Origin of the sequence: Kocuria sp. NBRC 114282 (assembly GCF_030268385.1) — a bacterium.
Classification (GTDB): domain Bacteria; phylum Actinomycetota; class Actinomycetes; order Actinomycetales; family Micrococcaceae; genus Kocuria; species Kocuria palustris.
The window spans coordinates 212903-228696 of the sequence record NZ_BSQO01000001.1; the positions used below are offsets into that span (position 1 = coordinate 212903).

The 15794-nt window shown below is 67.1% G+C and carries 10 protein-coding genes, 1 pseudogene and 1 riboswitch; of the genes and pseudogenes, 4 read left to right on the forward strand and 7 right to left on the reverse strand.

All coding sequences use genetic code 11. The features are described from left to right. Positions 1–223 precede the first annotated feature (223 nt). Positions 224–1066, reverse strand: a complete 843-nt coding sequence (locus QSJ40_RS01010) for a hypothetical protein (RefSeq protein ID WP_285728366.1) — start codon at positions 1064–1066, stop codon at positions 224–226. Positions 1067–1281: 215 nt separating this feature from the next. Here QSJ40_RS01010 and ilvD point away from each other — a divergent pair, with 215 nt between their 5' ends. From ilvD to QSJ40_RS01025, 3 genes are all read left to right on the forward strand, one after another. Continuing rightward, a complete protein-coding gene (ilvD, locus tag QSJ40_RS01015; RefSeq protein ID WP_006213985.1) occupies positions 1282–3120 on the forward strand; it encodes a dihydroxy-acid dehydratase in 1839 nt (612 codons plus the stop codon). Positions 3121–3260: 140 nt separating this feature from the next. Further along, complete coding sequence (locus QSJ40_RS01020; RefSeq protein ID WP_285728367.1) at positions 3261–4745, forward strand: alanine/glycine:cation symporter family protein; 1485 nt, start codon at positions 3261–3263, stop codon at positions 4743–4745. Positions 4746–4903: 158 nt separating this feature from the next. Beyond that, positions 4904–9805, forward strand: coding sequence for a DEAD/DEAH box helicase (locus QSJ40_RS01025; protein WP_285728368.1), 4902 nt, complete (start codon positions 4904–4906; stop codon positions 9803–9805). Between the two features lie 134 nt (positions 9806–9939). Here the strand turns inward: QSJ40_RS01025 and QSJ40_RS01030 are convergent, their stop codons facing one another. Together QSJ40_RS01030 and QSJ40_RS01035 are read right to left on the reverse strand one after the other, a co-directional pair. Continuing rightward, complete coding sequence (locus QSJ40_RS01030; protein ID WP_285728369.1) at positions 9940–10422, reverse strand: hypothetical protein; 483 nt, start codon at positions 10420–10422, stop codon at positions 9940–9942. 34 nt (positions 10423–10456) lie between these two features. Next, a riboswitch (SAM riboswitch) is annotated at positions 10457–10570 on the reverse strand. A gap of 62 nt (positions 10571–10632) precedes the next feature. Then, positions 10633–11055, reverse strand: a complete 423-nt coding sequence (locus QSJ40_RS01035; RefSeq protein WP_285728370.1) for a hypothetical protein — start codon at positions 11053–11055, stop codon at positions 10633–10635. Positions 11056–11299: 244 nt separating this feature from the next. On the opposite strand from QSJ40_RS01035, the pseudogene QSJ40_RS12745 reads away from it, so the two are divergent. Further along, a pseudogene (locus tag QSJ40_RS12745) lies at positions 11300–11902 on the forward strand (NAD(P)/FAD-dependent oxidoreductase); the annotation flags it as partial. Between the two features lie 306 nt (positions 11903–12208). On the opposite strand, the gene QSJ40_RS01045 reads toward QSJ40_RS12745, so the two are convergent. The 4 genes from QSJ40_RS01045 to QSJ40_RS01060 all read right to left on the reverse strand — a co-directional run bounded on the left by QSJ40_RS01045 (position 12209) and on the right by QSJ40_RS01060 (position 15718). Then, entirely contained in the window at positions 12209–12916 is a 708-nt protein-coding gene (locus tag QSJ40_RS01045) for a 2Fe-2S iron-sulfur cluster-binding protein (protein WP_206390729.1), read from the reverse strand. Between the two features lie 71 nt (positions 12917–12987). After that, on the reverse strand, positions 12988–13800 hold the full coding sequence (locus QSJ40_RS01050; protein ID WP_251714447.1) for a succinate dehydrogenase/fumarate reductase transmembrane subunit: 813 nt from the start codon (positions 13798–13800) through the stop codon (positions 12988–12990). 56 nt (positions 13801–13856) lie between these two features. After that, a complete protein-coding gene (locus QSJ40_RS01055) occupies positions 13857–15248 on the reverse strand; it encodes a glycosyltransferase family 39 protein (protein ID WP_268144505.1) in 1392 nt (463 codons plus the stop codon). Positions 15249–15379: 131 nt separating this feature from the next. Further along, a complete protein-coding gene (locus QSJ40_RS01060) occupies positions 15380–15718 on the reverse strand; it encodes a helix-turn-helix domain-containing protein (protein WP_285728372.1) in 339 nt (112 codons plus the stop codon). Between the last annotated feature and the right edge of the window lie 76 nt (positions 15719–15794).

Genomic DNA, 15794 nt, shown 5'->3' on the forward strand with positions numbered 1-15794 from the left:
AAGTCGACGGGATCCGAGCCCTGTGTGCAGCGGCTGATCCCGGCGGTCGACGTCGGCACCTCATCGTATCCCGGCTGAAGGCGCCGCGCGCCGGTCCGGCCGGGGCCGCGGACGTTCCGAGCCCGGGAGATCGACGACGCCGAACGCAGGGCAGAAGAAGGCCCGCCCCGTCCTGCGCGGTGCAGGGCGGGGCGGGCCGAGGCTCGCGGGCGAGCGTTCGGAATCAGCGGCCGTTCTTGGAGGCCGAGACCCGGTTCACGATGATCAGGATGATGCCGACGATGAACAGCAGGCCGCCGAGCAGGCCCAGGCCGATGCCCGCGAAGGCGCCGCCGACCATGCCGCCGACGCCGACGTCGGTGATGTAGACCGAGTCGTTGGAGACGTAGGGCGAGCAGCTGAGGCGGTACTCGCCGGCCTCCTTGGTCTCGAACGTGCCGAGCAGGGAGAACTCCTCCCCGTCGGTCGTGGCGGTCTGGTCCGCGCCCGAGGTCTCGAGCTCGAGGGTGTCGAACTCCGGCGTGTAGATCGAGCACTCGTCCACGGAGTCGGTGGTGGTGGCGAACACGTAGTACTCGGTGTCCGCCTCGAGCGTGCGGGTGGTGCCGGACGGGGTGTCGGCGATGTCGTTGGCCCCGCCCACGATGCTGGTGAAGAACACGATGATCGCGATGATGCCGAGCAGCACGCCCAGGCCCAGCGAGACCAGGCCCATCCACAGCGGGGGCTTGCCCTTGCCCGTGGGGCGGCTGCCCTGCGAGCTGCCGTACGACCCGCCCTGGTAGCCGCCGGACGGCGTGAACTGGGGCGAGCTGCCGCTTCCGCTGCCGCCGCCTGCGGGGCGGTACTGCGGTGCGCCGGAGCTCTGGCCCTGCTGCGAGGACGACGGTGCGTCGTAGGACGGGACCTGCTGCGAGGAGCCGGAGTCTCCCTGCGAGGGCTGGGACTGCGGCGCGCCCTGGTTCTGCTGCCAGCCGCCGCCGAAGTTCGGGGCGGAGTGCTGGGAGTCGGAGGAGCTGCCGTTGCTGCCGGAGTCCTGAGGGGATCCGTTGGTGGGAGTGCTCATGGGGAGGGTCCTTTCGCGAGGAAGGGCGGTCGAGCTCGAGTGTTCACTATAGAAAATACCCGGATGGGGCGATACGGCAAGCCCTGCGTCGGAAGATTTCCGCTCCGAGGCGCGTTCAAGAGAGAATCGGGGCAGTGCAGGCCGCAGTCCGCCTGCCCGCTCGCATCCGTCGTCCGCCGCGGTCTCCTGCCGCGGCGGCACCAGAGGAGAGATCCGTGCCGCAGCTTCGTTCCGCCACCTCCACCACCGGCCGCAACATGTCGGGCGCCCGCGCGCTGTGGCGCGCCACCGGCATGGGCAGCGAGGACTTCGGCAAGCCGATCGTGGCGATCGCCAACTCCTTCACCCAGTTCGTGCCCGGTCACGTCCACCTCAAGGACATGGGCCAGCTCGTGGCGCGCGCGGTCGAGGAGGCCGGCGGCGTGGCCAAGGAGTTCAACACGATCGCCGTGGACGACGGCATCGCCATGGGCCACGACGGCATGCTCTACTCGCTGCCCAGCCGCGACATCATCGCGGACTCGGTCGAGTACATGGTCAACGCGCACTGCGCCGACGCCTTGGTGTGCATCTCCAACTGCGACAAGATCACCCCGGGCATGCTCATGGCCGCCATGCGCCTGAACATCCCCACGATCTTCGTCTCCGGCGGGCCCATGGAGTCCGGCGAGGGCGTCGAGGGCGTGGTGGAGCACCGCGTGGACCTGGTGGATGCCATGTCCCTGGCCGTGGACGAGTCCGTGACCGATGACCAGCTCGCGCTGATCGAGGAGTCCGCCTGCCCCACGTGCGGCTCGTGCTCGGGCATGTTCACGGCCAACTCCATGAACTGCCTCACCGAGGCCCTGGGCCTGTCCCTTCCGGGCAACGGCACCACTCTTGCCACGCACATCAATCGCAAGCGCCTCTTCGAGGAGGCCGGCGCCCGGATCGTGGCCTCGGCCAAGCGCTACTACGAGGACGACGACGACTCCGTCCTGCCGCGCTCGATCGCCACCCCGGAGGCCTTCGCCAACGCCATGACCCTGGATGTGGCCATGGGCGGGTCCACCAACACGGTGCTGCACATCCTGGCCGCCGCGCAGGAGGCAGAGGTCGACTTCACCATGTCGGACATCGACCAGATCTCCCGGCGCGTGCCCTGCCTGGCCAAGGTCGCCCCGAACTCCACGAAGTACCACATCGAGCACGTCCACCGGGCCGGCGGCATCCCCGCGATCCTGGGCGAGCTGCGCCGCGGTGGGCTGCTGGACGAGGACGTCCACACCGTCCACGCCGCCACCATGGGCGAGTGGCTCGACGAGTGGGACATCCGCTCCGGCAAGGCGACCGAGCAGGCGAAGCACCACTTCCTGGCCGCTCCGGGTGGGGTGCGCACCACGCAGGCGTTCTCGCAGGCCAACGAGTACGAGGATCACGACCTCGACGCCCAGGACGGCTGCATCCGCTCGATCGCCCACGCCTACACCAAGGAGGGCGGGCTGTGCGTCCTCTTCGGCAACATCGCCGAGGACGGCGCGATCATCAAGACCGCGGGCATCGACGAGTCGCTGTTCCACTTCAAGGGCTCCGCGTTCGTCGTCGAATCCCAGGACGAGGCCGTGTTCGAGATCCTGTCCAAGAACGTGAAGTCCGGCGACATCGTGGTCATCCAGTACGAGGGCCCCAAGGGCGGGCCCGGCATGCAGGAGATGCTCTACCCGACCTCCTACCTCAAGGGCCTGGGCCTGGGGAAGGAGTGCGCGCTGATCACCGACGGCCGCTTCTCCGGCGGCACCTCGGGGCTGTCGATCGGGCACATCTCCCCGGAGGCCGCCGCCGGCGGTGCGGTGGGCCTGATCGAGCAGGGCGATGAGATCGAGATCGACGTCGAGAACCGCATCCTGCGCGTGAACGTGGACGACGCCGAGCTGGCGCGTCGTCGCTCCGAGAAGGGCGAGGCCCCCTGGAAGCCGACCAAGCCGCGCGAGCGCAAGGTGTCCAAGGCGCTGAAGGCCTACGCCTCCATGGTGACCTCGGCGGACAAGGGCGCGGTGCGGGTCGTCGAGGACTGAGGTCCTCGAGCTCGGCGCTTCGCGTGCGCAGTCGGGGCACCAGCCGCAACTCGCCGGAAACCGGGGTGATGTACATTGCTCCAACTGCTGGGAACGGCCTGTGATCGCTCCGGCAGATTCCCTTGAGAACCGGAGTACACATGGAGCAGCTCACCGAGGCGATCGGAACAGCCGGCGGCTGGATCTGGAACGTCGTGTTCGTCCTGCTGGTCGGCACGGGCCTCTACCTGACGATCCGCACCAAGGCCGTCCAGTGGCGGTCCCTCCCGGAGATGTTCCGGGTGCTGGGAGACCCTCCCGGTGAGGATCCGGACGGCAAGAAGTCGATCTCGTCGTTCCGCGCGTTCACCGTCTCCGCGGCTTCGCGCGTGGGCACGGGCAACATCGCGGGCGTGGCGATCGCCATCAGCCTGGGCGGCCCCGGCGCCGTGTTCTGGATGTGGTCGATCGCGGCCATCGGCGGCGCCAGCGCCTTCGTGGAGTCCGTGCTGGGCCAGCTGTACAAGCGCAAGGGCCACACCGGCTACTACGGCGGCCCGGCGTACTACATGACCCACGGCATGAACGCCCGCTGGATGGGTGTGCTGTTCGCCGTGATCATCACGATCACCTACGGCTTCGTGTTCAACTCCGTGCAGTCCAACGCGATCGTGGATGCGCTGTCGAGCTCGCTGGAGATCGATTCCACGGCCGCCGGCGCCATGCCGTTCAAGCTGATCGTCGGCGCACTGATCGTGGTGCTGACCGCGGCGATCATCTTCGGCGGCGCCCGCCGCATCTCGGCCGTGACTCAGGCGGTCGTGCCCCTCATGGCCATCCTGTACGTGCTGCTCGGCCTGCTGGTCGTCATCCTGAACATCGGCCAGGTCCCCGGGATGATCGCCGACATCGTGCTCGGCGCGTTCGGCATCCGCGAGTTCGTGGTGGGCGGCTTCATGGGCGTGTTCATCCAGGGCCTCAAGCGCGGCCTGTTCTCCAACGAGGCCGGCATGGGCTCCGCGCCCAACGCCGGTGCCTCCGCCTCTGTCTCGCACCCGGCCAAGCAGGGCTACGTGCAGTCCCTGGGCGTCTACTTCGACACGTGGCTGGTCTGCTCGGTGACCGCGTTCATCGTCCTGCTGTCCAACCCGACCTTCGGCGATTCGGCGCAGGGCGCGTCCCTGACGCAGTCCGCGCTGGGTGAGCAGCTGGGCACCTGGGCGGTCCACTTCCTGACGGTCGCGATCTTCCTGTTCGCCTTCACCTCGGTGATCGGCAACTACTTCTACGGCGAGTCGAACATCCTGTTCCTCACCGGGTCGCGCATCGTCATGAACGTCTACCGCCTGCTGGTGCTGGTCTTCGTGATGATCGGCGCGGTCGTAGCACTTGATCTGGTCTGGTCCCTGGCCGACGTGATGATGGCGATCATGGCCACGATCAACCTGATCGCGCTGCTCTTCCTGGCGCCCATTGCGGTCAAGGTGCTGAGGAACTACGAGGCACAGCGCCGCCGCGGCGAGGAGCCCACCTTCAACGGCTCCGACATCCCGGGCCTCACCGGGCTGGACGCCTGGGACGGCACCGACGTGATCACCACCGGTGCGTTCTGGACCCAGCAGATGAAGCGGACCGGCAAGGTCTGATCCGCTCCCGCCTCTGAACGACGACGAAGCCCTCCTCCCAGCCATAGCGGCGGGGAGGAGGGCTGCCTCGTTGCGTGGTCTGCAGGTTTGCGGTCCGCTGCTCATCGCGGGACGGGAGATGCGCCCGACGAAAGGGCAGTTGAGAGACAATCATCAGCATGACTTCTTCCACTGGGCTCACGGCGCTGGATCTGCTCGACAAGCTCTACTACTCCTCCACAAGCACCACGGACAAGGGGACCAAGTTCGAGCGCCTCACGCAGTCGTTCCTCCAGACGGACCCCCTGTGGGCGGAGCAGTTCGAGAAGGTCTGGATGTGGGACCAATGGCCTGAGCGCTGGGGCCATGACACGGGAATCGACCTGGTGGGCGAGCGTCGTGACGGCGGTCGCACGGCGATCCAGTGCAAGTTCTACGACCCGAGCGCCCGAGTGTCCAAGGCGGACATCGACACGTTCCTGTCCGCCTCAGGTCGGCATGGATTCACGGAACGCCTCATCGTCTCGACCACGAGTCAGTGGGGGGCTAACGCAGAAGCTGCGATCCGCGAGCAGTCGATCCCGGTGCGCAGGCTCGGATTGGAAGACTTCGAGAACTCGCGCATCAACTGGGAGATCTTCGACCCGCAGACTCCCATGGTGCTCGCTCTGTCCGGATCGGCCGATCTGCGTCAGTACCAGCGGACTGCCATCGAGCAGGTCACCCAGGGCTTCAGCGTCCACGACCGAGGCCGTCTCATCATGGCTTGCGGCACGGGAAAGACCTTCACCTCATTGCGCTTGGCGGAGCAGTATGTGGGCCCGCGCGGCAGTGTGCTCTTCCTCGTCCCGTCGATCGCGCTGCTGTCGCAGGCGTTGCGCGAGTGGACGAACAACACGGACCTGGGGGTCGCCCCCATGGCGGTGTGCTCTGACCCCAAATCCACTCGGGGCCGCAAGGCGAACCAGGACACCCCGGAGATCTCTGTGGTGGACCTGGCTCTCCCTGCGACCACGGATCCGCATCGGTTGGCGCAGCGCATGAAGCAGAGCCGCGCCGGAGGTGACGGCATGCGGGTCGTGTTCGCCACCTATCAGTCCATCGACGTCGTGGCTCAAGCGCAGGAGATCGCCGGCCTGGAGCCCTTCGACCTCGTCATCTGCGATGAGGCGCATCGGACCACGGGAGCCACGCTGACCGGATCCGAGGAATCGGCGTTCGTGCGCGTCCACGATGAGAACTACCTCAAGGCCTCCAAGCGCCTCTACATGACCGCGACCCCGCGGATCTACGACGACGCTTCGAAGGCCAAGGCCGGCAAATCGCAGGCCGTACTGGCCTCAATGGACGATGAGGACGTCTACGGGCCGGAGTTCTACCGGCTGGGATTCGGCGATGCCGTGCAGATGGGCATGCTGACGGACTACAAGGTCCTCATCCTCACGGTGAACCAGGAGTCCGTGAACGACGCCATGCAGGAGGCCTTCGCCCAGGACGGCGAGCTCACCCTACATGACGCCACGCGCCTGATCGGATGCTGGAACGGCCTGGCCAAGCGCGGGGATGCCGAGCATTCCTTCGCCGTGGACCCGCAGCCCATGCGTCGCGCGGTCGCTTTCGCCCGGGACATCAAGTCCTCCAAGAAGGTCGCAGCGCAGTTCACGGATGTCGTCTCCGCATACACGGAGAACCAGACCGACGGCGATTCGGACGACCTGTTGAAAGTCGAAGCCAAGCACGTCGACGGCTCTATGAACTCGATGGAGCGCACGGAGCTGCTGGACTGGCTCAAGGCGGATGCGGGCAGCGACTCCTGTCGGGTGCTCTCCAACGCGCGCTGCCTCTCAGAGGGGGTGGACGTTCCCTCGCTGGACGCCGTCATGTTCCTGAACCCGCGGCGCTCCGTGGTTGACGTCGTGCAGTCCGTCGGCCGAGTGATGCGCCTGTCCAAGGGCAAGAAATACGGCTACATCATCCTGCCCGTCGTCGTGCCGGCCGGCGTGGCCCCGGAGAAGGCGCTCGACGACAACAAGAACTTCCAGGTGGTGTGGGACGTCCTGCAGGCGCTGCGCGCGCATGATGAGCGCTTCGACGCGATGGTGAACAAGGTCGAGCTGAACAAGAAGCGCGATGAGAAGATCGACATCGTGGGCGTCGGCTTCGGCGGTGAGGACGACGGCACCGGGACCGGTTCCGGCTCCGATGCTGGTTCGGACTCGGGTTCGGAGGTCCAGGGCCGGCTGGCTCTGCGTCTGACGCAGATGGATGAGCTGCGAGACGCGATCTACGCCCGCATGGTGAAGAAGGTCGGGTCTCGCACCTATTGGGATCAGTGGGCGAAGGACATCGCGGTCATCGCGCAGAACCACATCACCCGGATCACCTCACTGGTCGACGACCCGCAGTCCGCAGCGTCGGATCATTTCGAGGTGTTCCTCGATGCACTGCGGAGGAACCTTAACGAGTCGATCACCCGTGATGGGGCAATCGAGATGCTCGCGCAGCACATGATCACGAAGCCCGTCTTCGATGCCCTCTTCGAGGGCTACGCGTTCACTGACCACAACCCGGTCTCCCAGGTGATGGACCGGATGGTCAACACGCTCACCGCGATGCATGTGGACGCGGAGGCCGAGTCGCTGGAGAAGTTCTACGAGTCCGTGCGTCTGCGGGCGGCGGGGATCGACAATGCGGAGGGCAAGCAGAAGATCATCACCGAGCTATACGAGAGCTTCTTCAAGAACGCCTTCCCCCGCGCCGCTGACGCCATGGGCGTCGTCTACACCCCCATCGAGATCGTCGACTTCATCCTCCGCTCAGTGGACGATGTCCTGAAGCGGGAGTTCGGCCGCTCGATCAGCGACGAAGGCGTCCACGTGCTCGACCCCTTCACCGGCACCGGCACCTTCATCGTGCGCCTGCTCCAGTCCGGGCTCATCGAACCCGCCGATCTGGCACGCAAGTACGCCTCTGAGCTGCACGCGAACGAGATCCTGCTGCTCGCCTACTACATCGCGGCGATCAACATCGAGACCACCTTCCACGACCTCCAAGCCCAGGCCCACGGGGTGGAACCGTCGGTGGAGGACTACGAGCCGTTCGACGGCATCGTCCTGACGGACACGTTCCAGCTCACCGAGGACGGCGACCTCACCGACGAGATCGTGTTCCCCGCCAACAACACTCGCGCCGAAGCGCAGAAGAAGCTCGGCATCCGCGTGATCGTCGGCAACCCGCCCTACTCCGTGGGCCAGACCTCGGGCAACGACGACAATGCCAACGTCAGCTATCCAACACTCGATGCACGAATCCGGGACACCTTCGCCGCGCGCACAGCCGCCACGCTGAAGCGGAACCTATACGACTCCTACGTCCGCGCCATCCGTTGGGCCAGCGACCGCATCGGCAACGAAGGCATCATCGGCTTCGTCACCAACGGCGGCTGGATCGACGGCAACTCCACCGCTGGCCTCCGCAAGACCCTCGCCGAAGAATTCAGCTCCATCTACGTCTTCAACCTCCGCGGCAATGCACGCACCGCCGGCGCGCTCCGTCAGAAAGAGAAGGGGAACGTCTTCGGCTCTGGAGGTCGCACCACGATTGCAGTGTTCCTACTCGTCCGCACGAAGGAGCACGACGGCCCGGCGACGATCCACTATCGCGACATCGGCGACTATCTCACCACGAAGGAGAAGCTCGCCATAGTCGACAACACCAAGCTCGACACCGCGCCCTGGCATCAGATTAAACCGAACGAACAGGGTGACTGGATAAATCCGAGAGACATCAATTACATGAAGTACCCTGCTCTATCTGGAGTGAATGACGGCACTCCCAGTGTGTTTACCTCAGGATCCCCCGGGGTTTCGACTGCCAGAGACCCTTGGGTTTACAACTCGTCACAGAAGGCGCTAACCGAGAGCATCGAGTTACTGATTGATTCATTTACTCGAGAGCAAACCCGGTTTTCGCGCCACGCCTTAAACGCGGGCATATCGAACCCGAGAGGCTCAGACACCGTGGGAATCGTGAATGCCGACGACCATCTAATTAAATGGTCCAGCGGTTTACGGGAACGCGCGGCCCGCAACACGCCGATCGATAGCTCGACTATCGATACACAGAACGCGCTGTACCGCCCATTTTTCACGCAGCACCTCGCCACCACCGAAGGACTAATCGAGAGGCCAGCCCCACTCACTAGGCTCTTTCCGTCGAAAAGCCATAAAAATTTCGGATTCCATGTCACCGGAATATCTTCTCACCACGAATTCTCGGTGCTAGCTACAAGGCTAGTACCAAATCTTCATACCTTAGATTCCGGCCAGTATTTTGCACGCTACCGCTGGGAACCCCTCCCCGACGGAGAGCTCGACCTCGGCCTCGACGGCAACATGGTCGATGGATACCGCCGCATAGACAACATCACAGACGAGTTCCATCGGCTCATGCGCGAGCGCTACGGAAGCGGGGTCACGAAGGACGACGTTTTCCACTTCCTCTACGGCCTGCTCCACTCCCCCGAGTACCGGGAGCGCTACGCCGGGGAGCTCAAGCAGATGCTCCCGCGCATCCCGAAAGTGCCCGCGTCCGCGTTCGCGGAGTTCATCAAGGCAGGCCGGGCGCTGTTCCACCTCCACGCCGACTACGAGGACGCAGACCTGTACCCGCTGGATGTCGTCGGAGGGGAGCAGCCCCCGCTCGGCGGCTCCGAGGCTGCGGCCGAGTACTACCGCGTGCAGAAGATGCGCTTCCCCACCGGCCAGAAGGCCGCTGACGCCCCCGACACCCTGATCCTGAACCCGCAGATCACCGTGCAAGGCATTCCCGAGACTGCGTACCGCTATCAGCTGGGGTCTCGCAGCGCGATCGAGTGGATCATTCGCCAGTACCAGGTGACCACGGACAAGGCCTCCGGCATCGTCAACGACCCCAACCAGTGGGGCCTCGAACACGGCAATCCGCGCTACATCCTCGATCTGCTCCAGAAGGTCATCACGGTGTCGGTTCGCACCGTCGAGATCATCGAAGCCCTGCCGGGACTCGATGTCGAGGGCGGGTCTCCGTTATCAGCTGCTTGATGCCTTCGATGTGAGCGTGAGCTTTCGCGGTAGGAGTCGGGCTGATTTCTAATTAAGCAATGAGGAAGCCCTTCTCCCCGCCTGAATCGGTGGGGAGAAGGGTGTCGTGTCGAGCCAGTCGCTGAGGACCCCGATCAGCGCTGACCGACGGCCTTCAAGCAGTGCCTTGCCGCTGTGATCGGGTCCGCCAGGTGGTTCATGCGCTCGATCCACAGGGCCCAGACCCGCAGGTCGTACTCGACGTTCGGGTCGTGCTCCTGGTCCTGGCGCATGACGATCAACGTCACCAGCATCTCCCAGGCGCTCTCCGGGGTGTGTCCGAGAGCGCGGGCGGCCCGAGCCACCTCCGGGGCACTGTTCACGTTGGGCAGGTGGCCGAAGCGCCACACGCTGTGCGCGCAAGCCATGACGGTCGCTGAGTGGCCCTTGCGGGGGAGGAGGAACAGGACTCTGCTCCACTCCCGGGCCTCCCGATCTCCGAAGTCGATCCACCGGTGGTTCGTGCGCGGCGGCACCACGGGGGCCTCCGGTGCGAGGTGCAGCGGCACGTTGTAGGGGTGCAGATGCTCGAGATCGGAGCGCTTCGACTCCAGTGCTTGGTGCAGTGCGTCGGACATGAGGTCCTGCCTTCCGGGCCGCGCAGCGCGACCCCGTCGAGTCTTGCCCCAGCGAGGGCGCTGAGGCCCGTTCTGCTCTGGAAGCACCCGGGAATCGAGTTCGGGTTGCTGCGCGGCCAGCCAGGCCTATGAGGCCGCGCTCGTGAACGTGTTCTTGAAATTACAAGACTGGTCCGACAGCACAAGCCGCATGACGCGGCGGTGCCGTGCTCACAGCACCAGGATCTGCGGCAGCGCCCCGAGCACGACGGCCACGAGGAGGAAGAGCAGGTTCAGGACCAGGAAGACCGTGGCCGCGCCTCGGACCCCGGAGGAGGGGTAGAACTCGCGCGGCATCCTGATGCGCGGGTGCATGGCCAGTGCGGCGCCGAGGATCGAGGGAGCGCCGATCGGCAGGAAGGCCAGGAGCATGGCAGCCACCAGATCGGCGGTGCCGCCGAAGTCGGGCTCCGTGACCGTGTACGCGGCGGCGATCGAGAAGATGATCGTCAGCGGGGAGAGCAGCAGCACCAGGGCGAACACGACGATCGAGCACACCAGGGTGAAGACGGCGCTGCCCGGAGCGGAGCGAGGGTTGATGTAGGTGGCGGCCTGCGGATGGGTCTGCGGGTACTGGGAGGTGTACGGGTACATCGCGGGCTCCTGTGGGTCGGTCGGGAGAAGGAGTTGCTGATGCAAATCTACATCGGCCTTGAAAAGTTTGCAACTGTTAACGCGTTGCCGCTGCGAGCCGAGGGTGGTCCCAGACAGCGCCTTCGCGAGTCGGAGTCCGCTGCTAGTTTCCGTGGCTCGCGAGTCGTCGTCGTCGACGACCGACGGAGAAGGAGTGCGGGACATGGAGATCCGCCCCCGGCTCTACGAGGACGACCCGTCGCGCATGCGCGTGGCGCTGGATCGTGTCCTGGGCCCGATCGGCGTGCGCCGGGTCCGTGCCGAGATCACCGGTGTGGACGTGGACGCCCACAGGGTCACGGGTCGGGACCACGACGGAAATCCGGTGGAGCTCGCCTACGACAAGCTGGTCCTGGCCACGGGCAGCACGCTGGTGAGCCCGCAGCTGCCGGGCGCGGAGCACCTGTTCGACGTCGACACCATCGAAGCCGCGGATGCCCTGCACCAGCACATCGCGCAGCTGAGCCGGGACCCGCAGCGCCCCGGTGCCTTCACTGCGGTCGTCGTGGGCGGCGGCTTCACCGGCCTGGAGGTCGTCACCGAGCTGCCCAGCCGCCTGCGAGCAGTGGCCGGCGAGCACCCGGTGCGGGTGGTCATGCTGGATCGCGCCGACGTCGTGGGCCGCGCCCTGGGCGACGGACCGCGCCCAGAGATCGAGGCCGCACTGGAGGCCGAGGGCGTGGAGGTCCGGCTGGACACCGGGATGGAGTCGCTGACGGAGGACTCCGCGCGGCTCACCGACGGCACGGTCATCGAGGCCGCGACCGTGATCTGGACGGCGGGCATGCGCGCCCAGGTGCTCACGGAGCAGATCCCGGGCGAGCGCGACGATCTGGGGAGGCTCGTCGTCGATGAGCAGCTGCAGAGGCCGGTGTCCTCACCGCAGGCTGGGACCGCGAGGTCCAGCTGCGCGGGGCGGAGGCCAAGCAGCAGAAGCGCCAGATCAACGAGGACTGGATCTACCCGTCGGTCGATGACCGCCAGGCCATCCTGGAGCTGGCGGATCACCGGAAGACCTGGCCGATCGACTGAGACCTTCTCGAGACGACCGCCGGCGCAACGGCTCGCGGACGGCGGGCAGCGGCGCTGCGGAGCCGCGCCTGCCCGGCTGGGCTCAGCCGTCCGCGGACCCTCGACGGCGGCGCAGATGCTCCCGAGCCACCGCGGAGAGGTTCTCCAGGGGCAGCCCGGCGGGGCAGACCTCGGTGCAGTCGCCCAGGGTGGAGCACGGCCCGAAGCTCTCCTCGGCGGCGTCGAGCACCTTGCCGGAGCGGGTGCGGCGGTCGTCGTCGTCCTTGGCCAGCGGGGGGAGCTCGGTGAGCAGCGAGCCCACGAACAGCTGCCCGGAGCCGTTGGGGCAGGCGGCCACGCAGGCCCCGCAGCTGATGCACCCGGCCTCGGTCAGTGCCTTCATGCCCACGGGGCCTCCGGCGGCCTTGACCACGGTGCGCAGCGCGGCCTTCTTGTCCACGGACAGGTCCTTCTTCACGGGGAAGGCGGCTGCGCGCAGCGGCTCGATCCGCACGCGCTCGCCATCGGTGAAGGCCGCGACCTGCTGCTGGCACGAGGCCCGGTTGAGCTGGGGGCCGTGGGCCACGCCGTCGACCGTGACGCCGCACTTGCCGCAGATGCCCTCGCGGCAGCCGTCGTCGTAGGAGATCGGCTCCATGCCCTCAGGCATCTGCTCGTTGAGCAGGTCGAGCAGCTCCAGCACGGTCGTCTCCGGGCTCACGCCAGTGACGGTGTGGGTCTCGAAGCCGCCCTCGGACTCGCCGTCGGCCTGGCGCCAGACCTCGACCTGCAGGGTACCGGTGATGCGCATGGGACTCCTTCGGTGCCCTCGCGCCGGGACCCGGTCGCGGAAGGCGGTGTTGCAGTGCGGGGGAGGACGGCTCAGCGCACCAGGCGCAGGAGCACGGCCACGGGGATGGAGGCGTTGCCCAGGGCCACGCCGGTGCCGACCAGCCGCCCGGCCAGCTCGAAGCGCTCGCGGGCGCCGCGCTGGGCGGACAGGCCGGTGTCGTTGCCGATCTGGACCAGGCCCTGGGAGGTGTGGGCGGCCAGCGCCAGCATGGCGGCCAGGTACAGCCCGGCCACGGGCGGGCGGCGCAGGGATGCCACCAGGTTGTCGTAGGCGGCCCCCGGCTCGTGACGGCGAGAGGCGGCCGGCCGGGTGCCCAGCGTGAGATCCGCCAGGTGGAAGGCCGTGAACAGCCCCAGGACGGTGCCGGTCGAGCGCATGGAGCGCTTGAGCCTCTGCCAGCGGGTGCGCCGGCGACCCTGCGGCAGCGGCCTGGGCTGAGCGGCAGCACGGCGCGCGGAGGCCTGGGCGCGCACGGTCAGCACCGCCGCGCAGCTCAGGTGGGTCAGCGCATCGGCCAGCAGCACGACCCGGAAGGCCCACAGCACGGTGCGCCGCGGCAGGACCGGCGCCCCCAGCGTGCGCAGGTGATGGGCGTAGGAGTCGAAGCGGCCGCGTCCCAGATACACCTGCAGATTGCCCAGCATGTGGACCACGGTGTACCCGGAGAGCACGGCGCCGCTGGAGGCCATGGCGAGCTTGACGTCCGGGGTGGGCGGGAAGCGCTCGGAGGTCTTCAGGGCCCAGGCCCAAAGACGACCGGCGGACTCCTCGAGGGTGCGCCGCGTGGCAGGTGAGACCGCGGAGAGGACTCGCTCGGTCTCGGCACGGAGGTTCTCGGTCATGGGGCAACAGCCTAGGGCGAGGGGCGGCCAAAACATGATGACGGTGTGACGCCGGGTTACCCGGCAGCGGGGGCCGGGCACTCCAGCAGGGTGATCCGGAAGCGGGTGCTGCGGTCCTCCTGCGTCTGCTGGCAGCCGTTGTCCCGCAGGTGGGACAGCACGGTGTCGTGGAACTGGTTCTTCTTGTTGGAGACCACGGAGGTGGCGCCGACGGTGTCGATCTTCCAGGACTCGTAGCCGGGGCGGTTCAGCCCGTAGAGGTTGTCCGCGCTGATCCGGTCCTCCTGGAGCATGGGATCGGCGATCTCGTGCTCCGGCGGATAGGCGAGCAGGACGCCGCGGTTCGACCGGTCCATGAAGATCACGGTGTCGCTCCGGGCGACCAGAGCAGAGGCCGTCGCGTAGTTGTCACCGCTCTTGGCGTCCCATGTGTTCTGCCCCAGCAGCGACGGGACGGACAGCCCCAGCAGGCCCGCGCTCAGCACCGCCGCCGCGGGTCGCCAGCGGATCGTGGCCAGGGACGCCGTCAGGGCCAGGACCAGGAACGGGGTCGCATAGGTGAAGTAGCGCTCCTGGAACAGCTGCTTGCCCATCATCTGGGCCAGCAGAATGCAGGCCATGGGGAACAGGGGAAAGCTCAGCAACCACAGGACGAGCCGGCGGCCGGGACCGCGCAGGAGGCCCGCGGCCAGGATCAGCGCGATCAGTCCCATGAACCACGGAGCCAGCTCGAGGGCGACGTCGTTCCACGGCTCACCCCGATTCCCAGGACTGATCGGAACGGTGCGCAGGAGAATCCTCTTGATCACACTGCTCACTGTCAGGTCGATCCAGCTGATCTGGCTGCTCTGGGACAGGGCGCTCAGCCCCAGCGGGAGCACCAGACCGGTGGTGCCTCCTGTCGCGATCAGGACCTTCAGGAACGGACGACGTCCCCAGGTCAAGGCTCGCACGAGGTAGAGCACCACCGCGGAGGCGGCGTACATGGAGAATCCGACGGCGGCGGCCTGCAGCACCGCGAAGCCCACCAGCGCCGCCGTGCCTCCGCGGTCGCGGAAGCGCTCGAAGCACCACAGCGCCGCAACGGAGGCGAGGACGGCCATGGCATAGCCGCGGGCTTCCTGGCCTGCCCAGGACAGACCGGGCAGGACGGCGAAGAGCAGACCGGCGATCAGCCCGCTCAGCAGCACCCGGTCCGGGGACCAGCGGTGGGCATAGATCATGGCCACCTGGGTGATCAGGGGGGCGGCGAGCGTCAGGGCCAGCGCCGACGGGGTCCGCATGGCCAGCTCGGAGGTCCCGAACAGCGCCACCCAGGGATGCATGAGGACGTAGTACAGGCCGTGGACGGCGTCGACGTCCTGCAGCAGGCGCAGCAGGGAGCCGAAGGGCCTGTTCGTGGCCGAGATGGTCGCGGCCTCGTCGAACCAGAACTGAGGGACGGTCATGCCCCAGAAGGCGACGGCGGCGGTGAGCACGGTCGCCAGGACGGGCGGCAGCAGCAGCGAGCGGTCTGCGGAGGTCTCGGCGGCGATCTGGGGGGTGGTCCTGCGACTTTTCGCGTTGGGGGCCGACGTGCTCAGATCCAGCCCTCCTCGCGGGCGTGCAGCGCGAGCTGGAACCTGTTGCAGGCCCCGAGCTGCGAGCCCAGCTCCATGAGCATCCGCCGCAGCTCCGCCAGCTCCAGGCCCAGGCGACGGGCCGCGAACTCGTCGTCGGCGCCCTCGGCGAGCAGGTGCAGCAGCTCCTGCTGCTGCGGGGTGGGGAAGGTCTCGTCCAGCTCGTCGTGATCGGCCGGGAGCTGCTCCTCCTGCTTCCGGCCGCGGTGATTCAGGGCCGAGGTGATCGAGACGACGACCTCGTCCTTCGGCGCTCTTCTCCCGTTGGAGGGATGCAGATCACGCGACAGGGGAGTCATGCCTCACATCATGGACCCGGCGGGGTCCGAATGCCATATCGATGACGACGATCCCGGGCGGACGCGCCGAGCGGCC